Source organism: Kitasatospora sp. NRRL B-11411, from assembly GCF_000721345.1.
Classification (GTDB): Bacteria; Actinomycetota; Actinomycetes; order Streptomycetales; family Streptomycetaceae; genus Kitasatospora; species Kitasatospora cineracea.
Genome location: NZ_JOGH01000011.1, coordinates 60,316 through 83,452 on the forward strand (window position 1 = coordinate 60,316; position 23,137 = coordinate 83,452).

Below are 23,137 nucleotides of genomic sequence, written 5' to 3' on the forward strand. Positions count from 1 at the left end.
GGTCAGCCGATCCGCAGCGGGCGGCCGTCGAGGTGCTCCCGGAGCGGGCGGGCCATCCTGGTGCGGGCCGGGGGGTGGAAGGTCAGGGCGAGGGCGGCCGAGGCGAGGTAGGAGCCGTCCGGGGAGTGGACGAAGGACATCCCGCCGAGGGCGGCCAGGCAGGCCCGGGTGCTCTCGGCGATCGCGTCCTGCGCGGCGTAGCGGGCGGTGAGCGCCCGGACCAGCAGGGCCTCGTCCCAGGGCTCGTCGGCCATCGCCCGGGCGACGGCCTCCACGGCCAGCATCGCGCCCTCGACCGGGACGAGGTACGGCGTCGGGTCGTCCTCGGCGGCGCCCGGGCGGCGCAGGGCGCGTTCGACCAGGGCGCTGGCGGTGCCGAGGTAGCCGGCGGTCAGCAGCAGTTCGAACCAGAGGAAGCCCGCCACGTTGAGCGCGTCCGGCACGGCGTCGGCGGTGACCTCGGTGGCCACCACCATGCTCGGGTCCAACTCGACGTCGGTGAGCCGGACTTCGTCGCTCTCGGCGCCCGCCAGGATCGGCGTGCCCCAGAACGGGTGGACGGTGATGCCGGGGGTGTCGGCGGGGATCAGCGCGACGGCCAGCCGCGGCACGCCGTCCGGGCCGGTCAGCGCGACGGAGGCGGTCAGCAGGTCCATCGAGCGGGAGAGGCTGCACGGCATCTTGCTGCCGTTGAGCACGATCCGGTCGCCGTGCCGTTCGGCGGTCAGGTGCGGGGTGAGGATGTTCCGGCCGGGGCGGCCCTCGGCGAAGGCGGAGGCCAGCAGCAGCCGCTGCTTGGCGACGCTCTCCAGCAGCGCCCCGGCCAGGCCGTCGCCGTACTCGGCGGCCGCGGCCAGGCCCGCCACCGAGAAGTGGTGCATGGTGGTGGCCACCGCGAGCGAGGGGCAGCGGGCGCCGACCGCCCGCTGCACCCGGACGGCCTGCAGCGCGCTCGCCCCGGCGCCGGAGTTCGCGGCGGGCACCAGCAGCCCGGGGCCGCCGGCCGCCTTGAACGCGGCGATCGCCGGGCTGGGCGCCTGCTCCAGTTCGGCCAGCGGGTGGCGGGCCAGCGCCTGGTCCAACCCGGGCATGAGCGCGTCGAGTTCGGCGCGTTCGCGGTGCAGGAAGTTCACGGGCACGTCCTTCGGGGCTGCGGTCGGGAGGCTTCGAGCGGGGAGGGTGCGGGCGGGGCGCTAGCCGGTGGCCGCCAGCGGCAGTGCGTCGAACGAGCGCAGGCAGGCCGAGGCGCGCCGCACCGGGGGCCCGGCCGGGGCGAGCCGGGGGAAGCGCTCCAGCAGCCGGCCCAGCAGCACGGCCGCCTCCAGCCGGGCCAGGGCCGCGCCGAAGCAGTAGTGCGGGCCGGCGCCGAAGCTCAGCACGTGGACGTCGGGGCGGGTGACCAGGAACGCGTCCGGGTCGGGGTAGCGGCGCGGGTCGCGGTTGGCGGCGCCCAGCACGGCGGTGACGCTGGCCCCGGCGGGGACGGGCACCCCGGCGACCTCGGTGGGGCGGGCCGCCAGCCGCTCGGTCATCAGCACCGGCCCGTCCCAGCGCAGCGCCTCCTCGACCGCGCCGGGCAGCAACCCCGGGTCGGCCCGCAGCAGCGCCGCCTGCGCGGGGTGGGCCAGCAGCGCGGACACCGCGGTGCCGAGCAGGCCGGCCGTGGTCTCGAACCCGGCGACGAAGACCAGCAGCAGCAGGTCGGCCGTCTCCCGTTCGGTGAGCGGCGGTCGCCCGGACGGCGGCCGCGGGCCGCCCGGGTGGGACGCCGGGGCGAGCAGGGCGGTGGCGAGGTCCTCGGCGGGGCGGGCCCGGCGTTCGCGCAGCAGGCCGGTGAAGTACCCGCGCAGCGCGGTCACCGCCGCGTCCGCCCGCTGCCAGTCCTGCTCCGAGCGGACCGGCTCCAGCAGCCGGGCGGCGTCCCGGCCCAGCCGGTGGAAGTGCTCCCGGTCCGCCCCGGGCACCCCGATCAGCTCGCCCACCACCGCGACCGGCAGCGGGTAGCCGACCAGGGCCTGGAAATCCGCCGTCCCGCCGTCCGCGGTGGCGTCCGCGAAACCGTCCATCAGTTCGTCGGCGATTTTCTCGACGCCTGCCGACAGCCGCGCCGCCTGCCGCGGCCCGAACGCGGCCGTCAGCGGCGCGCGGAGGCGTTCGTGCGCGGCCCCGTTCGTTCCCAGCAGTGAGGCGTAGAAGAAATCCGCCGCGGGCCGGGCCGCCCACTCCGGGCGCTCCCGGGCCAGCCACCGCGCGTCCGGCACCGCGAAGGCCGGGCTCGCCAGCGCGGCCTGGCAGTCGGCGAAACCGGTCAGCAGCCGCGTCCCCAACTCCTCGTCGTACCAGGCCGGATCGGCCTCGCGCAGCGCTGCCAGCGCCCCGTACGGATCGGCCCGGAACGCCGGGCCGAAGGCCGTCGACGGGGCGTGCCGGGCGCCCGCCGGGTCAACCGCGGAACCGTCCACCGAGCTCGCCCACCTCCACCCACTGCCGCGCGTGCCGGACCGGACGAGCCGCCCGGGAATTCCGTTCCGTTCGAACCGAGAGTACCTGAATTGGCGGGCCGAATACACCGGGAATGCATTGAAGTGCCCATCCAGCAATAGGAATTACTGCCCGTCGGATCATTTCCTGGATCCCCTTTTCCGGCCCGCCCTCCCGGCCGCTGCCCCCTCGACCGCGCGGCCGTCCGACCGCCCCGGTGGTGGACGCAAGGCCCGCCGCCCCACGGTTCGGCAAACTTTCGCCGACAGCCTTTCGATGTCACATGAAACATGCCAGCATGCTCGGCGTCGAAAGACCCCACCTTCGACAGCGAGTGATGTCACTTGCTTCCATGAGCTTCGGAGGAGCGGCATGACCGCATTCCGCAGAACCTCGGCGCCCCTGCTCGCGGCGGCGCTGCTGCTGCCCGTCCTGGCGGCGCAGGCCCCGGCCCACGCCCAGCAGTCCGCCACCCCGGCGGGGTGCGCGGGGCTCGGCACCAGCCCCGCCCCGGCGCTGCTGGACGTCGACTACGAGAGCGGGACGCCGGACTCCGGCATCCCGGGCCTGACCACCACCCACGCGAGCGCCCCGGACGCCTCCGCCGTCGTGCAGCCGGGCCACCTCAGCGGGTACGCGATCCAGCACCGGGTCACCCTCGACGACCCCGGCTACTTCTCGGACGGCGCCCCGCGCAGCGAGAGCGCGACCGACCTGCTCCCCAACGGCACCTTCCGCCCGGGGGACGCCCAGCGCTACGAGTTCAGCGTGCTGCTGGAGGACTGGCAGCCCTACCAGGCGGGCGACAGCGCGAGCGGCGACATCTTCTTCCAGGGCAAGTACGGCGGCGGCCAGCCGCCGGCCTTCTACCTGATGACCAAGCGCAACGCGGTGGCGTTCCGCTCCCCGCAGCTGAACCGGCAGGAGACGGTCGTCGCGGACTTCCGGCCCTACGTCAACCAGTGGATGGACTTCCGGGTGGACGTGCGCTGGGCGACCGACTCCACCGGCTGCTTCCGGGTCTCGGCGCGGCTGCCCGGGCAGGACGCCTACCAGCAGGTCGCCGCGTTCGACGGGGTGCCCACCTGGCAGCCGTCCGCGCCCGCCGACCACGGCTACCTCAAGTGGGGGCTCTACCGCCCCTCGGAGTCGCTCCTGAACGGCGACGTCCCCACCCGGACCGTCCGGCACGACGACATCCGCATCCTCGACCTCCCCAGCTGACCCCCGCCCCCCCCACCCGCCCCCACGCACCCACGCACCGCAGATCCCCCCGAGGAGTACCCGATGACCGACAGCCCCTTCCTGAGCAGGCGCCTCCTGCTGCAGACCGGCGGGGCGCTCGGCGCCGCAGTGGCCGCCGGGCTGCTGCCCGCCGCCCGGGCCGCCGCCGCGGCGCCGAACCCGACCGCGGCCCCGGACCCGCACGCCGTGACGGTGACCGACCTGGGCCCGGGCCTGGTGCAGTTCTCGCTGATGAGCGGGCTGCGGGTGGGCGACACCCTGTACATCGGCTCGCGGAACCTGACCCCCTCCCGGGTGATCGGCTTCCACCTGCCGAGCCGCACCGTGGTGTCGCACACCGAGCTCGGCGCGGGCCCCGAGCCGTCGATCCAGGCGCTCGCGGCCGACCCCACCGGCCGCTACCTGTACATCGGCGTGCTGCTCAAGGCCGACCAGGGCAAGCCGAACCTGTACCGGTGGGACCTGACCACGCCGGAGCAGCCCGCCGTGCCGGTCGGCCGGACCGAGGACCGCGACATCCGCGACCTGGCGGTCGCCCCGGACGGGACGGTCTACGCGGTGGGCGGCATGCCGGGCACCGCGCCCGTGCTGTGGGAGTACGACCCGGCCACCGGCAAGGTGGCGAACCTCGGCGCCCCCGACCCGAACGCGACCCTGGCCCGGGCGGTGGCCGCCACCGACAGCACCGTCTTCTTCGGGGCGGGCAGCATCCTGGCCGGCGGGAACGGCGCCAGCGCCGCCTCGCTCTACGCCTACGACCGGGCCGCGCGCCGCTTCTCCCCGGTGCTGCCCGCGGAGCTGGCGAAGGACCCGAGCCTGCGCGAACTCGCGGTCATCGGCGACCAGTTGGTGGTGGGCACCTCGGGCGGGACGGACCCGGCGAAGTTCGCCGTGCTGGACCTGGCCGACCTCTCCCGCGCCACGGTGGTGCCCACCCGGGGCACCACCGTCAAGGCCTTCACCTCCGACGCGGAGCGGATCTACTTCGCCTCCGAGTCCGGCATCCAGGTCTACTCGAAGGCCGGACGGACCATCTCCCCGCTGCAGTTCGACGGTCCCGACCTCGGCGAGATCTGGGGCCTGGAGCAGACCGGCGGGAAGCTGGAGGCGGTCTCCGGCTACGGCATCGTGGTCGAGATCGACCTGGCCTCCGGCACCTCGGTGACCACCGACCTGGGCCAGGCGGGCGCGCCCGCCGACGCGCAGGCCGCGATGGGCGTCGCGGCCGGCGGCGGCTACGTCTACCTCGGCGGCAACGGCGCCATCGCCCGGCACGACCTGCGCACCGGACAGGTCGTCAACCTGCGGGCGCCCGGGGAGGCCAAGGACGCCGAGGTGATCGACGGCCTGCTCTACACCGGGCAGTACGACGCGCAGGGCATCTGGTGCTACGACCCGAGCGGCGGCGGGCAGCCGCACCAGGTCGCGGCGTTCCCCAGCGAGCAGAACCGGCCGCTGGACACCGCCTGGGACCCGGTCCACGGGCTGCTGCTGGTCGCCGTGCAGAACGACACCCGGGGCGGCGGCGCCCTGTGGACGTACGACCCGCGGACCGGGAGGTCCGCGTCCTTCGCGGACCCGGTCGACGGCGTCCAGCTGGTCCGGGCGGTGGCCTGCCAGGACGGGGTGGCGTACCTCGGCGGGGACAACGCCGCCAAGTCCGGGGCGCGCGGCACCGTCGTCGCCCTCGACCCGGTCACCGGCCGGGAGGGCTGGCGGATCGAGACCGGGCAGCCGGGCGGCGTGGCCGCGCTGGCCGCGCAGGGGCACCACCTGTACGTGCTGACCAGGAACGGCCGGGCGCTGGTGGTCGACCTGCGCACCCGGGAGGTGGTGTCCAGCGCCGACGTGAGCGGCGTCTGCCAGGGCTTCGCGGCGCTGGTGGCCAACCGGGGCATGGTCTACGGCGTCTCCACCACCACGCTGTTCCGCTTCGACCCGGTGACGTTCGCGGTCGGCACGGTCGTGGCCGGCGTCAACGGCGCCTGGTACAGCGGGCCGCACCTCAACGCCCACGGCGGCAGGCTGTACACGCTCCGCGACCACCACCTGATCGAGGTGGTGGACCGGACGGCGCGCTGACCGCCGTTCCGCCGGTCGCCCGATCCGCTCCGGTGTAGACCTTTGATTGATATCTTTCGACGGTCGAGTGAAGGGCAACCGGCTCACTCGCTACCGAGGGAGGGTCGAAGGTGTTGGCTGACGAACGCCGGCAGGCGATTCTGCGGGCCGTGGAACAGCGGGGCGCGATCACCGTCAAGGAGTTGGCGGAGGAGATGGGGGTCTCCGCCGTCACCCTGCGCCAGGACGTCCGGGAACTGGCCGACCGGGGCCTGCTGGCCCGGGTGCACGGCGGCGCCCGGGCGCTGGCCGGGGCGCCGGCGGCGGGGGGCGGCCCCGCGGCCGCCGCCCCGGCCGCACGGGTCGCACCGGTCCAGGAGCCGGCGGCCGCCGCACCACCGGCGGCCGCCGGCTCCTGGACCGTCGGGCTGGTGGTGCCGCCGGGCGGCTACTACTACGCGGAGGTGATCCGGGGCGTCCAGGACGCCGCCCGGGCCCGCGGCGTGCGGGTGGTGCTGGCGGTGTCCGGGGAGTCGCTGGCGGACAACCAGGAGCAGGTGCGCCGGCTGGTCGCGGGCGGCGCCGACGGCCTGCTGCTGATGCTGCACCCCGGCCTGCACCCGCTGGCCGGGGCCGAGGCGTGGCTGGACGGCCTGGAGCTGCCCGCCGTCCTGGTGGAGCGCCGGGCCGGCCTGCAGGCGGGCCGGCTGGAGCAGGTGGCCTCCGACCACGCCGGCGGCGCGGCCCTGGCGGTGCGCCACCTGGCCGCGCTCGGGCACGACCGGGTCGCCCTGGTGGCCCGCGCCGAGAGCCCCAACACCGCGCTGCTGAGCGCCGGTTGGTCGGACGCGGTGCGGTCCGCGGGGCTGGCGCCCGGGCCGGAGTACCGGATCACCACCGCCGGTGACGCCGCGGAGGCGGACGCCGGGTTCGAGGAGGTGGTCCGGGCGGTGGCGGCCGGCGAGTTCCGGGCCGCGCTGGTGCACAACGACATCGACGCGATCGCCCTGCTCGGCCTGCTGCGCGCCCGGGGCCTGCGGGTGCCGGAGGACCTGGCGATGATCACCTACGACGACGAGGTCGCCGAGCTGAGCGAGATCCCGCTGACCGCGGTGGCCCCGCCCAAGCAGGCGGTCGGGTCCTGGGCCCTGGAGCTGGTGCTCCGCCGGCTGACCGACCCGGCCGCGCCGCTGGCCGAGGTGCTGCTCCGCCCCGAGCTGCGGGTGCGGGCCTCCTGCGGCGCCGACCGCGCTGGCCTCGCCGACCGGGACGACCGCGCTGACGTCGCCGACCGGGCCGATCGGGCTGCCTCCGGGGTCGATGCCTGATCAAGTGACACTGCGGAGCTTTCGTTTCTAACATTCGACATCATTTGTATTGACGAGCTGTCGTACATACCGAATGATTGCGGTGACACCCCAGCAAACGATCGGTGGCACCCATGTTCCGCAGACGTCTGTCCGCGCTGTCCTGTTCCGTGGCCCTGCTCGGCGCCCTCGTCACGGGCTGCGGGAGCTCGGCGAACGAGCCCTCCGCAGCCCGGGAGGCGACCGGCTCGGTCACCTTCTGGTCCTTCGTCAAGGGCTCCGACAAGGTCGCCGACGCCTTCAACCGCACCCACCCCGGCATCAAGGTGACCTTCGAGTCGGTGCCCTCGGGCCAGGAGTACTACTCGAAGCTCACCAACGCGGTGAAGGCCGGCACCGTCCCGGACGTCGCGGTGGTCGAGTACCCGCAGCTCCCGGAGTTCGCCGCCCAGGGCGCCCTGGAGAGCCTGGACGGCGACCTCGCCGCCACCGTCAAGGGCGAATTCCCGGATTCCGTACGGCAGTTGGTCGAGCTCGGCGGCAAGACCTGGGGCGTCCCCCGGGACGCCGCCCCGCTGCTGATGTACTACCGCAAGGACTTCTTCGACGCCCACCGGATCGCCGTCCCGACCACCTGGGACGCGTACCGGACGATGGCCGGGCAGGTGAAGCAGGCCGACCCGAACGCCCGCGGCGGGGTGCTCTTCACCGACAACCCGGGCCTGCTGACCGCCCTCGCCTGGCAGGCCGGCGCCCACTGGTTCGGCATCCAGGGCGACGCCTGGCAGGTCTCGCTCACCGACCCGGCGTCCCGGAAGGTCGCCGACTACTGGGGCGACCTCGCCAAGCAGGACCTGGTCGGCTCGCTGAGCACCCTCGACCCGTTCTGGACCAGCGTCCAGCAGAACCGGACCGTCGCCTACGTCTGCGCCAGCTGGTGCGCCGGGTCCCTGCAGGCCACCGTCGCCGACCAGGCCGGCAAGTGGGCGGTCGCCCCCGTCCCGACCTGGGACGGCAAGCCGGCCTCCGCGATGTACGGCGGCTCGTCCTTCGCCATCCCGAAGGGCGCGAAGAACAGCGCGGCCGCCGCCGAGTTCATCAAGTGGATCACCACCGACCCCGAGGGCATGAAGGCCTGGGTCTCCTCCGGCACCAGCAGCATGTTCCCGGCCGACCCGAAGCTCGTCCCGGTCGCCAAGGCCGCCTACCCCACCACCTACTTCGGCGGCCAGGACGTGTACGCCGTCGGCAGCGCCTCCTACGACGCGGTCGTGCCCGGCTGGACCTGGGGCCCCGTGATGGGCACCACCAACACGGCGATCGTCGACCAGCTGCCGAAGGTCGCCACCGGCGGCGCGGACCTCTTCGCCGTCCTCGACGGCGCCCAGCAGGCCACCGTCAAGGACGTCCAGCACCGCGGCATGCGGCTCGCCCCGTAACCCCCGGCGGGGCCCCCGCCCGCACCCGACCGCCCCGCCCGGCGCCGCCACCGCCGGGCGCCCCTCCCCCGCACCCTCCGAGGAAGCCGGTATGGCAAGCCCGTCAGCCCGTGCCCAGCGCCGAACCGCCGCGCTGCTCCTGGCACCGTTTCTCGTCCTGTTCAGCGCCGTCACCCTCGCCCCGCTGCTCTACGCGGGCTGGATGAGCCTGTTCACCACCCGCACCTCCGGCCTCGGCTTCGGCGGCGCCCACGAGGTCTTCACCGGCCTGGACAACTTCACCAACGCGTTGGCGGACCCGGCGTTCCGCCGCGGGTTCCTCACCATCGCCCTCTACGTCGCGGTCTACCTGCCGGTGATGATCGGCGGCGCCCTCGCCCTGGCCCTGCTGCTCGACTCGGCACTGGTCCGGGCCCGGGCCTTCTTCCAGCTGGCCCTGTTCCTGCCGCACGCCGTGCCCGGACTGATCGCGGCGCTCATCTGGGTGTACCTGTACACCCCGGGGCTCAGCCCGGTGATCGCCCTGCTCGACTCCGGCGGCCTGCACCTCGACTTCCTGTCCGCGGACAACGCGGTGCTCTCCACCGCGAACATCGCGGTCTGGGAGTGGACCGGCTACAACACGGTGATCTTCTACGCCGCGCTCAAGGCGGTGCCCGGCGAGGTGCTGGACGCGGCCCGGATCGACGGCGCCGGCGGCATCCGCACCGCGCTGTCGATCAAGCTGCCGATGATCCGCCCCTCCGTCGCGCTGGCCGTCCTGTTCACCGTGATCGGGTCGATCCAGCTGTTCACCGAACCGAAGGTGATCTACAGCGCCTCCAGCGCGATCGGCAGCAGCTGGACGCCCAACATGTACGTCCAGACCGCCGCGTTCACCCGCAACGACTTCGGCCTCGCCGCCGCCGCCTCGCTGCTCATCGCGCTCTTCGCCGCGCTCCTCTCGTTCCTCGTCACCCGTCTGTCGCGCCACAGGAGCCAGCCGTGACCAAGCCCCTCACCCTCCGGGCCCCGGCCCCCGCCGCGGCCCCGGGCCCGGCCGGCGGGAGCGGGCCGCAGCGGTCCGCGCCGCGCCGCCCCCGCCGCGCCCCGGCCCTGCTCTCCCGGGCCGCCGTGACCGGACTGCTGGGCCTGGCCGCCCTCTACACCCTGCTGCCGATGCTCTGGCTGCTGCTGTCCTCCACCAAGAGCCGCCAGGACCTGTTCGGCACCAACGGCTTCGCCCCGGGCCGCGAGTTCGCGCTGCTGGACAACCTCGGCCACCTGTTCCGCACCGACCACGGCATCTACCTGCGCTGGATCGCCAACACCGTCCTGTACGCGGGCGGCGGCGCGCTGCTGGCCACCGTGTTCGCGGTCGCCGCCGGGTACGCCTTCGACAAGCTCGCCTTCCCGCTGAAGGAGAAACTGTTCGGCTTCGTGCTGCTCGGCGTGATGGTGCCGGGCACGGCGCTGGCCATCCCGCTGTACCTGCTGGCCGCCCGGGTCGGCCTGGTGAACACCTTCGCGGGCGTCTTCCTGGCCGGCCTGGTCTTCCCGTTCGGGGTGTACCTGGCCCGGGTGTTCAGCGCCGCCTACGTGCCCGACGAGGTGCTGGAGGCGGCCCGGATGGACGGCGCGGGCGAGTTCCGGGCGTTCTGCCGGATCGCCCTGCCGATGCTCGCGCCCGCCTTCGTGACCATCTTCCTGTTCCAGTTCACCCAGATCTGGAACAGCTTCTTCCTCCCCCTGGTGATGCTGTCCGACAAGGACCTGTTCCCGGTCAACCTCGGCCTGTACGTCTGGTACTCGTCCGCGCTCTCCCAGGGCCACCCGCAGGACTACCTGCTGGCCGTCGTCGGATCGCTGGTGTCGGTGGCCCCGCTGGTGGTGCTGTTCCTGATGCTGCAGCGGTTCTGGAAGTCCGGCATGACGGCCGGCGCCGTCAAGTAGGCCCACCGACATGAGGATCCCCGTGCCCGCCACCCCGCCCGCCCCGCACCGCCCGCGCGCCCTGTTCGCCATGGGCCGCCGGCACCGCGACGCGCTCTTCCCGCCCGCCGCCGTCGAACGGCTCACCCGCCACGTCGACCTCGACCTGCAGCTCGTCGTCGAGGACTTCGACCGGATCCCCGGCCCCGCCTCCGTCGAACTCCTGATCACCTCCTGGGGCTGCCCCCCGCTGGACGCCGCCGCCCTGGCCAGGATGCCCGCGCTGAAGGCCGTCGTGCACGCCGCCGGGAGCGTCAAGCACCACGTCACGGAAGCCTGTTGGGAGCGCGGCCTGCGGGTGTCCACCGCCGCCGCGGCCAACGCCGTCCCGGTCGCCGAGTACACCCTCGCCGCCGTGCTGTTCGCCAACAAGCGCGTCCTGGAGATCGCCGACCGCTACCGCGAGCACCGCACCGCGCTCGACTGGTCGGCGCAGTTCCCCGGCTTCGGCAACCACCGGCGCACCATCGGCGTCGTCGGCGCCTCCCTGGTCGGCCGCCGGGTGCTGGAACTGCTGCGCCCCTTCGACTTCGACGTCCTGGTGAGCGACCCCCACCTCGACCCGGCCGACGCCCTCGCCCTGGGCGCCCGGCTCACCGAACTCGACGAGCTGCTCGCGCAGTGCGACGTGGTCTCGCTGCACGCCCCCGCCCTGCCCGAGACCCACCACCTGCTGGACGCCCGCCGGCTGGCCCTGCTGCGGGACGGCGCCACCCTGGTCAACACCGCCCGGGGCTCGCTGGTCGACACCGCCGCCCTCACCGCCGAAGCCCGCTCCGGCCGCCTGCACGCCGTCCTCGACGTCACCGAGCCCGAGGTGCTGCCCGCCGACTCCCCGCTGTACGCGCTGCCCAACGTGCTGCTGACCCCGCACATCGCCGGCTCGCTCGGCAACGAACTGCTGCGGATCACCGACAGCGCCCTGGACGAGGTCGAACGCTACTGCGCCGGACGGGAGTTCGCCCACCCGGTGAACCGCGCCGCGCTCGCCGTCTCCGCCTGACCGCCCGCACACCCCGCCCGCACGCCCCGCCCGCACGCACTCCCGGAGGACCCCCGTGCCCCACCCCGGCCGACCCACCGACGTCCTCCTGTACACCCGCACCACCGGCTACCGCCACGACTCCATCCCCGCCGCCACCGCGGCGCTGCACGAACTCGGCCAGGACCACGGCTTCGCCGTCGAGGCCACCGAGGACCCCGCCGTGTTCACCGACGCCTCCCTCGCGGGGCGCGGCGCGGTGCTGTTCCTGTCCACCAGCGGCGAGGTGCTCACCCCGGCCGGCCGCGCCGCACTGCGCCGCTGGACGGCCGCCGGCGGCGGCTTCGCGGGCGTGCACTCCGCCGCCTGCACCGAGTACGACTGGCCGCACTACGGCGAGCTGCTCGGCGCCCGCTTCGCCGGCCACCCCGAACCCCAGCCCGGCACCGTCCTGGTGGAGGACCGCGACCACCCCGCGACGGCCCACCTGCCGCAGCGCTGGGCCTGGCACGACGAGTGGTACGACTTCCGCCACAACCCGCGCCCCGGCGTCCGCGTCCTGGCGACCGTCGACGAGTCCGGCTACCGGGGCGGCGGCATGGGCGCCGACCACCCCCTGGTGTGGTGCCGGGAGCCCGCCACCGGCGGCCGCTCCTTCTACACCGCGCTGGGCCACGCCGCCGACGCGTACGCCGACCCGGCCTTCCGCCGCCACCTGCTGGGCGGCCTGCGCTGGGCGGCCGGCGCCGCCTCCTGACGACCCGTCCGACCTAGGCGCGGCCCCCGTCCCGGGCCGGGCCGCGGCCCCGCACGCCCGAAAACCCCTGCTCCCCGCGCCCGGGGAGCCCCCTCCTCCGAGAAGAGACCCGCATGTCCCGCAGAGTGATCGGCATCGTCATGAACGGTGTCACCGGCCGGATGGGCTACCGCCAGCACCTGGTCCGCTCGATCCTGGCCATCCGCGAGCAGGGCGGCCTGCCGCTCGGCGACGGCGAGGTGCTGTGGCCCGAGCCGATCCTGGTCGGCCGCAACGCGCACAAGATCAAGGAGCTCGCCGACCGGCACGGCCTGGAGCACTGGACCACCTCGCTGGACGAGGCGCTTGCCCACCCCCTCGCCGAGATCTACTTCGACGCCCAGCTGACCCCGCTGCGCGAGCCGGCGATCCGCCGGGCCATCGCGGCCGGCAAGCACGTCTACACCGAGAAGCCGACCGCCGAATCCCTGGACGCCGCCCTGGAGTTGGCCCGCCTGGCCCGCGAGGCCGGGGTCTGCAACGGCGCGGTGCAGGACAAGCTGTTCCTGCCCGGCCTGCTCAAGCTGAAGCGGCTGGTCGACGGCGGCTTCTTCGGCCGGATCCTGTCGGTGCGCGGCGAGTTCGGCTACTGGGTGTTCGAGGGCGACTGGCAGGAGGCGCAGCGCCCGTCCTGGAACTACCGGGCCGAGGACGGCGGCGGCATGATCCTCGACATGTTCCCGCACTGGCGCTACGTGCTGGACAGCGTCATCGCCCCGGTCCGCTCGGTCTACGCGCACACCGCCACCCACATCCCGCAGCGGGTCGACGAGCAGGGCCGCCCGTACGCGGCGACCGCCGACGACGCCGCGTACGGCGTGTTCGAGCTGGAGGGCGGCATCGTCGCGCAGGTCAACTCCTCCTGGGCGGTGCGGGTCGACCGCGACGAGCTGGTCGAGTTCCAGGTCGACGGCACCGAGGGCAGCGCCGTCGCGGGCCTGCGCGAGTGCCGCTTCCAGCACCGCGCCGCCACCCCCAAGCCGGTCTGGAACCCGGACCTGCCGGTCACCGAGCCGTTCCGCGCCCAGTGGCAGCGCGTCCCGGACAACGCCGAGTACGACAACGGCTTCAAGACCCAGTGGGAGCTGTTCCTCCGGCACGTGACCACCGGCTCCGCCTACCGCTGGGACCTGCTGGAGGGCGCCAAGGGCGTGCAGCTCGCCGAACTCGGCCTGCGCTCCGCCCGCGAGGGCCGCCGCCTCGACGTCCCCGCCCTGGAGCTCGACGTCCCCGCGCGGGAGGTCCGGTGACCGCGCTGCAGCTGCCCGGCACCGGCACGTACCGGCTGCGCGAACCCGTCGCGTTCGACGTCCCCGCGGGCCCGCCGGTCTCCCGCACCGCCTTCGCCGCCGCGCACGTGGTCGCCGACCCGCTCGGCGGAAACGCCCCGGGCGCCCCCGCGGCCGTCGACTGGGACGCCACCCTCGCCTTCCGCCGCCACCTGTGGTCGCTGGGCCTGGGCGTCGCGGACGCGATGGACACCGCGCAGCGCGGCATGGGCCTGGACTGGGCCGCCACCCGTGAGCTGATCCGCCGCTCGGGCGCCGAGGCCCGGTCGGTGGGCGGGCGGCTGGCCTGCGGCGTCGGAACCGACCAACTCACCTCCCCCGTCGCCTCGTTGGCCGAGGTGACGGCCGCCTACGAGGAGCAGCTGGCGGTCGTCGAGGACGCGGGCGCGCAGCCGATCCTGATGGCCAGCCGGGCACTGGCGGCCTCGGCCCGCGGGCCGGAGGACTACCTGGAGGTGTACGGGCGGCTGGTCGGGCAGTCCCGGCAGCCGGTGGTCCTGCACTGGCTGGGCGAGATGTTCGACCCGGCGCTGTCCGGCTACTGGGGCTCGGCCGACCTCGACGCGGCCGCGGCGACGGTGCTGGAGCTGATCCGCAGCCACCCCGGCCGGATCGACGGCATCAAGGTGTCGCTGCTGGACGCCGGCCGCGAGGTCGCCCTGCGGCGCCGACTACCGGACGGGGTGCGGCTGTACACCGGCGACGACTTCCACTACCCGGAGCTGGTCCGGGGCGACGGACTCGGCCACAGCCACGCCCTGCTGGGCGTCTTCGACCCGATCGCCGCCACGGCCGCCGCCGCCCTGCACGCCCTGGACGCGGGCGACCTGGCGCGCTACGACGCGCTGTTCGCGCCGACCCTGCCGCTGGCCCGGCACCTGTTCGCCGCGCCGACCTTCCACTACAAGACCGGCGTGGTCTTCCTCGCCTGGCTGGCCGGCCACCAGGAACACTTCACCATGGTCGCGGGCGCCCAGAGCGGCCGCTCGGTGCCGCACCTGGTCGAGCTGTTCCGGCTCGCCGACGCGGCCGGGATCCTGCCCGACCCGGACCTCGCCGCCGACCGGATGCGCCGCTTCCTCGCGGTCGCCGCCCCGGCCTGACCGCCGCCCGGCCCCGGGGCCGCCGCCCGCCCCGGCGGCGGCCCCTCCTCCGTCCTCCGTCCCCCTCCCCCCCTTCCTCCGCTTCCCCTGCAACGAAAGGAGCCGCGCCATGACCGGACCGGACCGGCTGTCGCTCAACCAGGTCACCACCAAGCGGTGGAGCCTGCCCGAGGCCGTCCAGGGCTGCGTGGACGCCGGAATCCCGGCGATCGGCCTGTGGCGGGACAAGGTCGCCGAGACCGGGGTCGCCGAGGCCGCCAAGCTGGTCCGGGACGCGGGCCTGGCGGTCTCCACCCTGTGCCGGGGCGGCTTCCTCACCGCCCCCGGCCCGGACGGCCGGCGGGCCGCCCTCGCCGAGAACCTGCGCGCCCTGGAGGAGGCCGCCGAACTCGGCACCGACACCCTGGTGCTGGTGGTCGGCGGCCTGCCCGACGGCAGCCGCGACCTGCCCGGCGCCCGGGCCCGGGTCGCCGAACTGCTGGCCGAACTCGCCCCGCACGCGGGCGACTTCGGCGTCCGCCTGGCGATCGAACCGCTGCACCCGATGTTCTGCGCCGACCGCGCCGTGGTCTCCACCCTCGGCCAGGCCCTCGACCTCGCCGAACTCTTCCCCGCCGACCAGGTCGGCGTGGTGGTCGACAGCTACCACGTCTGGTGGGACCCGGAGTTGGAGCGCCAGGTGGCCCGGGCCGGCGCCGGCGGCCGGATCGCCTCCTACCAGGTCTGCGACTGGACGCTGCCGCTGCCCGCCGACGCGCTGCTCGGCCGGGGCCACGTCGGGGACGGCCACATCGACTTCCGCGCCCTGACCGGCCTGGTCACGGCGGCCGGCTACACCGGCTGGATCGAGGTCGAGATCTTCAACGAGCAGGTCTGGGACACCCCCGGCGCCGACACCCTGCGGACCGTGGTCGAACGCCACCGCGCCCACCTGGAGCGCGCGTGAGGGTCGTCATCGCCCCGGACTCCTTCAAGGGCACCGTCACCGCGGCGGACGCCGCCCGGGCCCTCGCCGAGGGCTGGCACTCCGTCCGGCCGGACGACCGCCTGGCGCTGCGCCCGATGGCCGACGGCGGCGAAGGCACCCTCGCCGCCGTCACCGCCGCCCACCCCGGGGCCGCCACGGTCCGAGTCGGCGGCCGCACCGGCCCGGACGGCCGCCCCGTCGACGGCGCGTACGCGCTGCTGCCGGACGGCACCGCGGTGGTCGAACTCGCCACCGCCAGCGGCCTGCCGCTGCTCGACGGCCGCCCGGCCCCGCTGACCGCCACCACCCGCGGCACCGGCGAACTGGTCGCCGCCGCCCTCGACGCGGGCGCCACCCGCCTGCTGCTCGGACTCGGCGGCTCCGCCACCACCGACGGCGGCACCGGCCTGCTGGCCGCCCTCGGCCTGCGCCTGCTCGACGCCGACGGCCGCCTCCTGCCCGACGGCGGCGGCGCCCTCGTCCGCGCCCACCGGGTCGACCGCACCCGGCTGCGGCCCGCCCCGCCCCGCGGCGTCGAACTGCTCACCGACGTCACCAACCCGCTGCTCGGCCCCGACGGCGCCGCCACCGTGTACGGCCCGCAGAAGGGCGCGGGCCCCACCGAGACCGCCCGCCTGGAGGCCGGCCTCGCCCGGCTCGCCGAACTCCTCGGCGGCGACCCCGGGCAGGCGGGCGCCGGAGCCGCCGGCGGCACCGCGTACGGCCTGACCGCCGCCTGGGGCGCCACCACCACCCCGGGCGCCACCGCCGTCGCCGACCTGCTGCACCTCGACGAGGCGATCGGCCGGGCCGACCTGGTGATCACCGGCGAAGGCCGCTTCGACGCCACCAGCCTGCGGGGCAAGGCCGTCGGCGAAGTCCTCGCCCGCGCCGCCCGCGCCGGAGTCCCGGCCCAAGTGGTGGCCGGCGAATCCCCCGACCCCACCACCCTCACCCTCACCACCCTGGCCGGCAACCCCCGCACCGCCCGCACCGCCGCCCCCCACTGGCTACGCCGCGCCGGAGCCCACCTGGCCGCCACTCACCGGAACACCGTTGCGCACTGGTCCGCCTGACGCTCCGCCAGCTACCGCGGCGATCCCCCGAAGGCCACCCCTCGGGATGCACGGGAAGTGGCGTTCTCCTGAGCAGCGCGGAGCCCCGCCCACCGGCCACAGGGCGTGGCAGGTGGGCGGGGCCGGTAGCGCCGGGTCAGCGAACGGCGGAGAGGACTCGTGTCCTCAGCCGGCCGTCAGCGATGGTGTCGGCGTCACGCCAGGCGTAGCCGCTCACTTCCTCCTCTTGCAGGGACAGGGCGGTGTCTTCCGCCGTCCGGAAGAGGAACCGGAAGTCGATGTGCTGGTGCGCGGGCTCGCCCTTGGCGTCGTTGGCCGGGATGGGGTGCACGTCGATGTGGACGGGCGAGCTGTCCACCAGGGTGATGCCCTCGGGGCTGATGCCGGTCTCCTCGGTCAGTTCCCGGAGGGCGGCCCCGGACAGGGTGTCGTCCTCCGGCTCCAGGTGCCCGCCGGGGGTGAGCCACTTGCCCAACGCCACGTGATGGATGAACAGCGCCTTGCCGTTCCGGTCCACCAGGACGGCCCCGGCGGTGGCGTGCCCCCGGAACTCCTTGCGGCTGGTCACCTCCGCCCCTTCGTCCACCAGGGCGAGGACGGCCGACAGCTCCGGCTTCTCCTCGGGGTGGGCGTCCAGGTAGGCGGTGACGGTCTCGCTGACGTGCTGTGCCGTGATGGGCATCGGATCACCTGTTGTAGTAGTCGAGCCAGGTAGCGGCGATGGCTGCCCGGTCGTCGCCGGGCACTTCGTGCATGGTGGCGTCGAGGTCCCGCCGGGCGAGCAGTCGCACGCCTGCCAGGATCTCAGCCTGTACGAGGTAGATGAACGGGCCAACTGACGCGCCGTGGAGGAAGTTGACGGCGTTTCCGTTGTTGAGCAGGTAGAAGTAGTGGCCCGTCGTGCTGTACCGGGTGACGTTCTCGCCGGAGCCACTGCGGGTGTAGCCGTCCGGCAACCCGTCCAGCTCCAACTCGTCCTCGCTGCTGGTGACCGTGGCGACGTAGGCCCCGTTCCGCAGGTTCGGGAAGTCCTCGCCCTTGAGCGCGAGCGCTCCCGTGGCGCACAGGACGAGCCCGGCGGCGGCGATCGCCCGCTCCCGGTCCCGGGCCAGGCCGAAGCCCTGGGAGAGCGCCTGGGCGCGCCGCACGGGGTCAATGTCATAGACCGTGACGTGAACTCCCTTTGCGTGCAACAGCCTTGCGATGCTCGAACCCAGCTTCCCGAACCCGATCACCAGCGCCGGACGGCCGTGCAGGATGTCTCCCCGGCCCCGCAACAGCGCCTCGGTGGAGAACACGACGGACTGACCGACGAGGAAGTCCTCCGGGTCCTTGAGCGGCGAGCGGGCCACCGACACGACGGGGCACGGCAGCTTGTCCCGATCGGCGTACCGCTTGTGGCCGTTCTCGGTGTCCTCCACCACTCCGAGGACGGTCCCGGAGAACCGGTCGCACAGCGCGTCGAGCACCGGGGCGAAGTAGCCGCCGACGTCCAGCAGCACCACGTCCTCGCCGGCCGCCCGGGTCTCCAGGTAGGTCACCGCCGCTTCCGGGTCGGCGAACAGCTCACGCGACAACTCGTCGCAGACGAAGCCCTGTTCGACCTCTCGGCGCGCTGCGGCGTCGATCGACTTCGGTTTGGGCAGGACCGCCCGGAGGCTGGACACGGTGCCGACCGCCCGCACGAACGACGGGCGCTCCGGCAACAGGTGCGTCACCAGCAGCGAGGACGGGAGGACCGGGGGCGTGAACCGCCGGGCGATCTTCCCGAAGTACGTGTCCAGTCGTGCGCGCTCCGAGGTCTCCACGGAGACTCCCCTCCCTGTCGCTGCTTTCGCTGGAAACCCGCCCGGGCCGAAGCTCTCCCCCAGCAGCCGGGGCGGGAGGCTGCGAGGCCCGCACGGGCCTGCTGGGGCGAAGGAACGCCCGCCCGCCGTGGGCGCCCATGCAGGTGCCTTCTGCGCCCAAGCGGGCCCGGCCCCGGACCACCTCGCCGATCTTCGGGCGGTAGTTCTCCCGCCTGGGTGTCCTGCGCATTGCCATCGGTCAACTCCTCTCCGTGATCACACGAAGAGGCTCCCGTGATGCGATCGGAGCCAACAGGGATGGAACGTCCTACTTCTGACGGCTAATCAGCAACACCCAGCAGGCGTGCCAGCCTCCGAAGGCCGGGGGGCCGGACCGGCCCCGCCCACAGGTCGGAGACGATCGCCACGGCGAGGGTGTGGTGCCGCATCCATCCGGGTGCCACCCGCTGGAGCTTCTCCAGGGTCGCCACCGCCCCGGCGGCGTCTCCCAGGTCCGTGTGCGCCCGCGCCACGTCCAGCAGTAGCCAGGTGCGCCATGAAGGCGGCGTGTCGGCGCTCAGACGGAGCCCACGGGCCAGCGTCAACGCTTCCTCCGGGCGAGCGTGCTGGACCGCGAGGCGCACCCGTTCGATTCGCACGGACGACCGGCTGAACACGCTCACCATCCGCCCGTCCGCAGGGGCTTCCAGGCGGGCCAGCCGAGCGGTGGCCTGCTCCGCCGTGAGCATCATGTCCGACGCGCCCGCGTAGTCACCGCTGCGGGCGGTGCTGGTCGCAGCCGACATGACCAGACCGCCCCAGACCCTCAGCCGCTCGGCGCTCGTCGTCCGGTCCCGCTCCAGCCCGTCGGCGGCACGCACGGCGAGTACCTGCGCGTCGTCCAAGCGGTTCTGCCGCTGGTAGGCCCAGGCCACGGAGTTGCAGATCATCGCGGACAGCAGCGGGTCTTCGGAGGCATCGGCAGCCGCTACGGCCCGCTCAAGGCTGGACAGCCCGAGGTCCGTCTTCCCCAGCCGGATCGCCAGGTGCCCGCCGAGTTGCAGCACCTTTCCGAGCGCGTGTTGGCCCTGTAGCCGATCACGACCGCGCCCGACAGCGGCAACCAGCCGAGCGTCCGCGATGACCCCCGGTAGAAGCTCCATGACCCTGCCGAAGTCGGCATTGTGGTAGAGCGTCCAAGCCTCTGCGATCTCTGCGCGCAGCAGCGCCGGGGACAGGCGATCAGCCCCGTCCGGCACCAGGGGAGGAGCGAACAGCGGCGGCATGATGGCGCGGCGTACCGCCACCAGCTCCGGGGGCTCCACGTCGCCGGTGGACGGTACGGCGGGCGGGTCTCCGAGCAGGGCCGTCACCTCCACTCCGAGTCCCCGCGCAAGTGCGTGCAGCGTCGGCAGTCGAGCGGAGTGCTTGCGCTTCTGCTCCAACTTCCTCACTACGTCTGCGGATACGCCCGACTTCTCCGCCAAGCCCTCTTGCGTGAGGTCCGCCAGCCGTCGCAGCCGGCCGAGCCGGTCGCCGAGATGGTCGTTCGCCATGTCGCAGACCCTACGCCGTGATCGGGCGGGAACAACCGCCTCGTGGCCAACGCGGAGGAGCCCGACACCGGCCCCAAGGTGACAGCCTGTTCACGGTGACCTTGGAGCGTGAGGGTTCCCCCGGCGCGTTCCGGAGGGTAAACAGTCCCCTCAGCAGAACCGCATCAACAACCCGCCACCCCGCCCACCTGACACGACGTCAGCCGCCGGCCCTGCGCAGCGCCTTGCGCGTGGTGCCGAGCTTGCGGAGCACCGCGGCGACGTGGTGCTCGGCGGTGCGTTCGGAGACGTAGAGGGCGGCGGCGATCTCCTTGTTGCGGGCGCCGTCGGCGAGCAGGCCGGCGACCTGGCGTTCGCGCGGGGAGAGGGTGTCGGCGGGGTCCCCGGGGGTGCGCGGGACGGGGCCGAGGGTGCGCAGGTGGCGTCGGGTCCGGGAGGCGTCGCGGACGGCGCCGAGGCGGTCGAACTCCTCGGCGGCGGCGGTCAGCAGCGGCCCGGCACCGGCGGCCGGCCCGGCGAGCGCGGCGCGTTCGGCGGCGAGGGCGGCGGGGTGGGGGCGGCCGACGGCCTGCCAGGCGTCGCGGGCGCGGAGGAACGCGGCGGCGGCCGCGTCCGGGGTGTCGGCGAGCAGTCCGGCGGCGGTGTGCTGTTCGGCCCGGCCGGCGGGGCTGACCAGCCCGTCGAGGCCGGCCGCGTGCTCGGCGGCGAGGGCGGTGGCGGCGGCCCGGTCGTCGCGGCGCAGGGCGGTGTCGACGGCGGTGGGCAGCAGGTCGAAGGCGAACGGCCAGAGTTCGCGGCGGCGCAGCAGGCGCAGCGCGGGGGCGAGGGTCTGCCAGGCGGTGTCGGGGTCGTCGCGGTCGAGGTGGTGGCGGGCCAGGCCGGCCGCGGAGGGCAGCGCGAGGACGCTGGTGGCGTCCTGGTCGAGGGCGCCACGGAAGTGCTCGGCGGCGCGGGCTGCCTGGCCGCGGGCGGCGGCGATGGTGCCCTGGGCGGCGGCGAGCAGGCCGGTGTCGGCGACGGGGCTGTCGGGGAAGCGCCGACGGTAGGCGGCGAGGGCGGCGTCGAACCGGGTCCACCGGCCGGCCGTCCAGTCGAGCAGGACGGGGTAGCTGTGGGCGTACATGGCGAGGCCGCCGAGTCCGGCGCGCTCGCAGAGGGCGGCGGCTTCTGCGGCCCAGCCGCGGACCGAGGCGTCGAGGCCGGTGCAGCAGCCGATCTCGGCGGCGTTGGAGAGGCTGATGGCCGTGCAGAGCACGATCTTGGGGTGGTCGCTGTGCCGGGGCAGGGCGGCGATCAGGTCGGGGATCCCGGGGGTGGCGCAGAGCGGGAGCGAGACCAGCCGGTTGGTCCGGACGACGGCGGTGGTCTCGGGGTCGTCGAAGCGCTCCAGCAGGGCGAGGGCGCGGTCCATCCAGCCCCGGCGTTCGGCGGCGGTGGCGTCGCCGGTGTCCATGGCGGCGATGACGGCCAGCGTCTTGGCCGCGTGCCGGGGGTTGTCGGCCTCCAACTCGACGGCGGCCTCCTCGAGTTCGGCGACGCCGTGGGAGCCGCCGAGGTGCAGTCGGAGGATGTTGCCGAGCCGGGCCCGGATCTCGCCGCGGACGGCCGGGGCCAGGCCGGGGGTGTCGATGATGCGGCGCAGCGCGTCGGCGCTGGCGCCGGCCTCCTCGGTGTAGGCGACGGCCTCGGCCAGCGAGCGGGCGGCGGCGCCGAGTTCGTCGGTGGGCAGGCCGGGGTGGTCGATGATCCGGCGGAGCATCAGGGCGGCGGTGCCGAGGTCGCCGACCTCCATCGCCCGGTCGGCGGCGGCGCGGGCGTGCACCAGCCACTGCGCGGTGTCGCCGAGCGCCTCGGTGTGGTGGGCGATCTGCACCAGCGGCTGCGGGTCCCGGGCGGTGAGCAGGCCGAGGACGCGGCGGTGCAGCCGGGTGCGGAGCGGGCCGGGCAGCGCGTCGTAGACGGAGCGGCGGGCCAGGGCGTGCGAGAAGCCGTAGCTGTCGGGGCCGTGCTCGACCAGGACGGAGCGCTCCAGGGCGTCGGTCAGGGCGGCGTCGGCCCGGTCGGCGGGGAGCGCGGCGGCCTCGGCCAGCAGGTCGCCGGACGCGGGGACGGCGAGCACCGCGGCGGCGTCGACCAGGTCGGCGGCGTCCGGGGTGAGCCGTTCGATCCGGGCGGCGAGCACCTCGCGCAGGCTGCGCGGCACGCCGAGCACGCCGAGCAGGTCGGGCCGGTCGGCGGCGCCGGGGCGGGTGCCGAGGGTGATCAGGTCCTCGACGGCGATCAGCGGCAGGCCGTGGCTGCGCTCGTACAGCGCGCCGGTGAGCCGGCGGGCGCCGTCCGGGCCGAGGGCGGAGCCGGCCAGTGCGGCGAGGGCCGGCCGGTCCAGCCGGTGCAGGGCCAGGTCGCGCAAGCCGGTGCCGGCGGGGCGGCGCAGTTCGCGGCCCAGCAGCGGGCCGCGCACCTCCTCGCCCCGGTAGGTGAGCAGCAGCGCGGTGTCCTCGGGCAGGCTGCCGGCCAGCAGCAGCAGGAGTTCGCGGGTCGCGTCGTCGGCCCAGTGGACGTCCTCGACCACCAGCACCACGGGGGCCGCGGCCGCCAGCAGGGCCCGGGTGGCGGTCAGCACCGCCTGGCGCTGCTCGCCGGGCCCGGTGGGCTCGGCGGGCGGCGGGGGCAGCCGGTCGGCGAGGTCGGGCAGCAGCGGTGCGAGGGCCGCGGTGGCGGCCCCGAGCCGGGCGCCGGGCGGCAGCAGCGGGCCGAGCGCCCCGAGGGCGTCGATGACCGGGCCGAAGGGCAGCGGCTCGCGCAGCGGGTGGCAGCCGCCCACCACGGTCCCCACTCCGCGGGCCCGCAACGCGTCGGCGGCCTCCGCGACCAGCCGGGTCTTGCCCACCCCGGCCTCCCCTTGCACCAGGGCGACGGCCGGACGGGCGGCCAACAGGTCCACCAGCTCGGCCAGTTCGGGCCCGCGGCCGACGAAGGCGAAGCCCCGCCGCTCCGGGGCGGGACCGAGCTGCCGTACCGTGCCGACCATCCGCCGCTCCTGACCACCGTGAACGCCTGTCCCCCACGCTACTGCC

At 74.8% G+C, this 23,137-nt stretch carries 18 protein-coding genes; 12 read left to right on the forward strand and 6 right to left on the reverse strand.

The genetic code is table 11. The features are described 5' to 3' along the window. Positions 1-2: 2 nt before the first annotated feature. Positions 3-1,133 (reverse strand): acyl-CoA dehydrogenase family protein, encoded by a 1,131-nt coding sequence (locus IH44_RS0107845; RefSeq protein ID WP_030458695.1) that lies wholly within the window; start codon positions 1,131-1,133, stop codon positions 3-5. Between the two features lie 60 nt (positions 1,134-1,193). After that, positions 1,194-2,462 (reverse strand): cytochrome P450, encoded by a 1,269-nt coding sequence (locus IH44_RS40720; protein WP_051816661.1) that lies wholly within the window; start codon positions 2,460-2,462, stop codon positions 1,194-1,196. 391 nt (positions 2,463-2,853) lie between these two features. Here IH44_RS40720 and IH44_RS0107855 point away from each other — a divergent pair, with 391 nt between their 5' ends. From IH44_RS0107855 to IH44_RS0107910, 12 genes are all read left to right on the forward strand, one after another. Next, a complete protein-coding gene (locus IH44_RS0107855; protein ID WP_035954324.1) occupies positions 2,854-3,705 on the forward strand; it encodes a heparin lyase I family protein in 852 nt (283 codons plus the stop codon). Between the two features lie 63 nt (positions 3,706-3,768). Next, the gene (locus tag IH44_RS0107860; RefSeq protein WP_030458698.1) at positions 3,769-5,808 is read left to right on the forward strand and encodes a PQQ-binding-like beta-propeller repeat protein; all 2,040 of its coding nucleotides are present in this window, start codon (positions 3,769-3,771) and stop codon (positions 5,806-5,808) included. Positions 5,809-5,918: 110 nt separating this feature from the next. After that, positions 5,919-7,115: a substrate-binding domain-containing protein gene (locus IH44_RS0107865; RefSeq protein ID WP_107066491.1), complete on the forward strand. Its 1,197-nt coding sequence runs from the start codon at positions 5,919-5,921 to the stop codon at positions 7,113-7,115. Between the two features lie 113 nt (positions 7,116-7,228). Further along, positions 7,229-8,533: an ABC transporter substrate-binding protein gene (locus IH44_RS0107870; RefSeq protein ID WP_030458700.1), complete on the forward strand. Its 1,305-nt coding sequence runs from the start codon at positions 7,229-7,231 to the stop codon at positions 8,531-8,533. 91 nt (positions 8,534-8,624) lie between these two features. Beyond that, positions 8,625-9,521 carry a carbohydrate ABC transporter permease gene (locus IH44_RS0107875; protein ID WP_030458701.1) on the forward strand — a complete coding sequence of 299 codons (897 nt, stop codon included), beginning with the start codon at positions 8,625-8,627 and terminating at the stop codon, positions 9,519-9,521. Next, positions 9,518-10,465 (forward strand): carbohydrate ABC transporter permease, encoded by a 948-nt coding sequence (locus IH44_RS0107880; protein ID WP_030458702.1) that lies wholly within the window; start codon positions 9,518-9,520, stop codon positions 10,463-10,465. The genes IH44_RS0107875 and IH44_RS0107880 overlap by 4 nt, the downstream gene beginning before the upstream one ends. A gap of 10 nt (positions 10,466-10,475) precedes the next feature. Beyond that, positions 10,476-11,507: a hydroxyacid dehydrogenase gene (locus IH44_RS0107885; RefSeq protein ID WP_030458703.1), complete on the forward strand. Its 1,032-nt coding sequence runs from the start codon at positions 10,476-10,478 to the stop codon at positions 11,505-11,507. A gap of 55 nt (positions 11,508-11,562) precedes the next feature. Next, on the forward strand, positions 11,563-12,243 hold the full coding sequence (locus tag IH44_RS0107890) for a ThuA domain-containing protein (RefSeq protein WP_030458704.1): 681 nt from the start codon (positions 11,563-11,565) through the stop codon (positions 12,241-12,243). Between the two features lie 113 nt (positions 12,244-12,356). Then, positions 12,357-13,532: a Gfo/Idh/MocA family protein gene (locus tag IH44_RS0107895; RefSeq protein WP_030458705.1), complete on the forward strand. Its 1,176-nt coding sequence runs from the start codon at positions 12,357-12,359 to the stop codon at positions 13,530-13,532. Further along, positions 13,529-14,674, forward strand: a complete 1,146-nt coding sequence (locus tag IH44_RS0107900; RefSeq protein ID WP_030458706.1) for a dihydrodipicolinate synthase family protein — start codon at positions 13,529-13,531, stop codon at positions 14,672-14,674. Before IH44_RS0107895 ends, IH44_RS0107900 begins: the two co-directional genes overlap by 4 nt. A gap of 109 nt (positions 14,675-14,783) precedes the next feature. Continuing rightward, positions 14,784-15,620, forward strand: a complete 837-nt coding sequence (locus IH44_RS0107905) for a sugar phosphate isomerase/epimerase (protein ID WP_030458707.1) — start codon at positions 14,784-14,786, stop codon at positions 15,618-15,620. Next, a complete protein-coding gene (locus tag IH44_RS0107910; RefSeq protein WP_035954327.1) occupies positions 15,617-16,717 on the forward strand; it encodes a glycerate kinase in 1,101 nt (366 codons plus the stop codon). Before IH44_RS0107905 ends, IH44_RS0107910 begins: the two co-directional genes overlap by 4 nt. 136 nt (positions 16,718-16,853) lie before the next feature. On the opposite strand, the gene IH44_RS0107915 is transcribed toward IH44_RS0107910, so the two are convergent. The 4 genes from IH44_RS0107915 to IH44_RS49050 form a co-directional block, all read right to left on the reverse strand. Further along, on the reverse strand, positions 16,854-17,399 hold the full coding sequence (locus IH44_RS0107915; protein WP_030458709.1) for an NUDIX hydrolase: 546 nt from the start codon (positions 17,397-17,399) through the stop codon (positions 16,854-16,856). Positions 17,400-17,403: 4 nt separating this feature from the next. Then, positions 17,404-18,525 (reverse strand): NAD(P)-binding domain-containing protein, encoded by a 1,122-nt coding sequence (locus tag IH44_RS0107920; protein ID WP_030458710.1) that lies wholly within the window; start codon positions 18,523-18,525, stop codon positions 17,404-17,406. A 320-nt stretch (positions 18,526-18,845) separates the two neighbouring features. Continuing rightward, a complete protein-coding gene (locus IH44_RS0107925) occupies positions 18,846-20,060 on the reverse strand; it encodes a helix-turn-helix domain-containing protein (RefSeq protein ID WP_030458711.1) in 1,215 nt (404 codons plus the stop codon). A gap of 199 nt (positions 20,061-20,259) precedes the next feature. After that, positions 20,260-23,091, reverse strand: a complete 2,832-nt coding sequence (locus IH44_RS49050) for an AAA family ATPase (protein WP_051816662.1) — start codon at positions 23,089-23,091, stop codon at positions 20,260-20,262. Positions 23,092-23,137 lie beyond the last annotated feature (46 nt).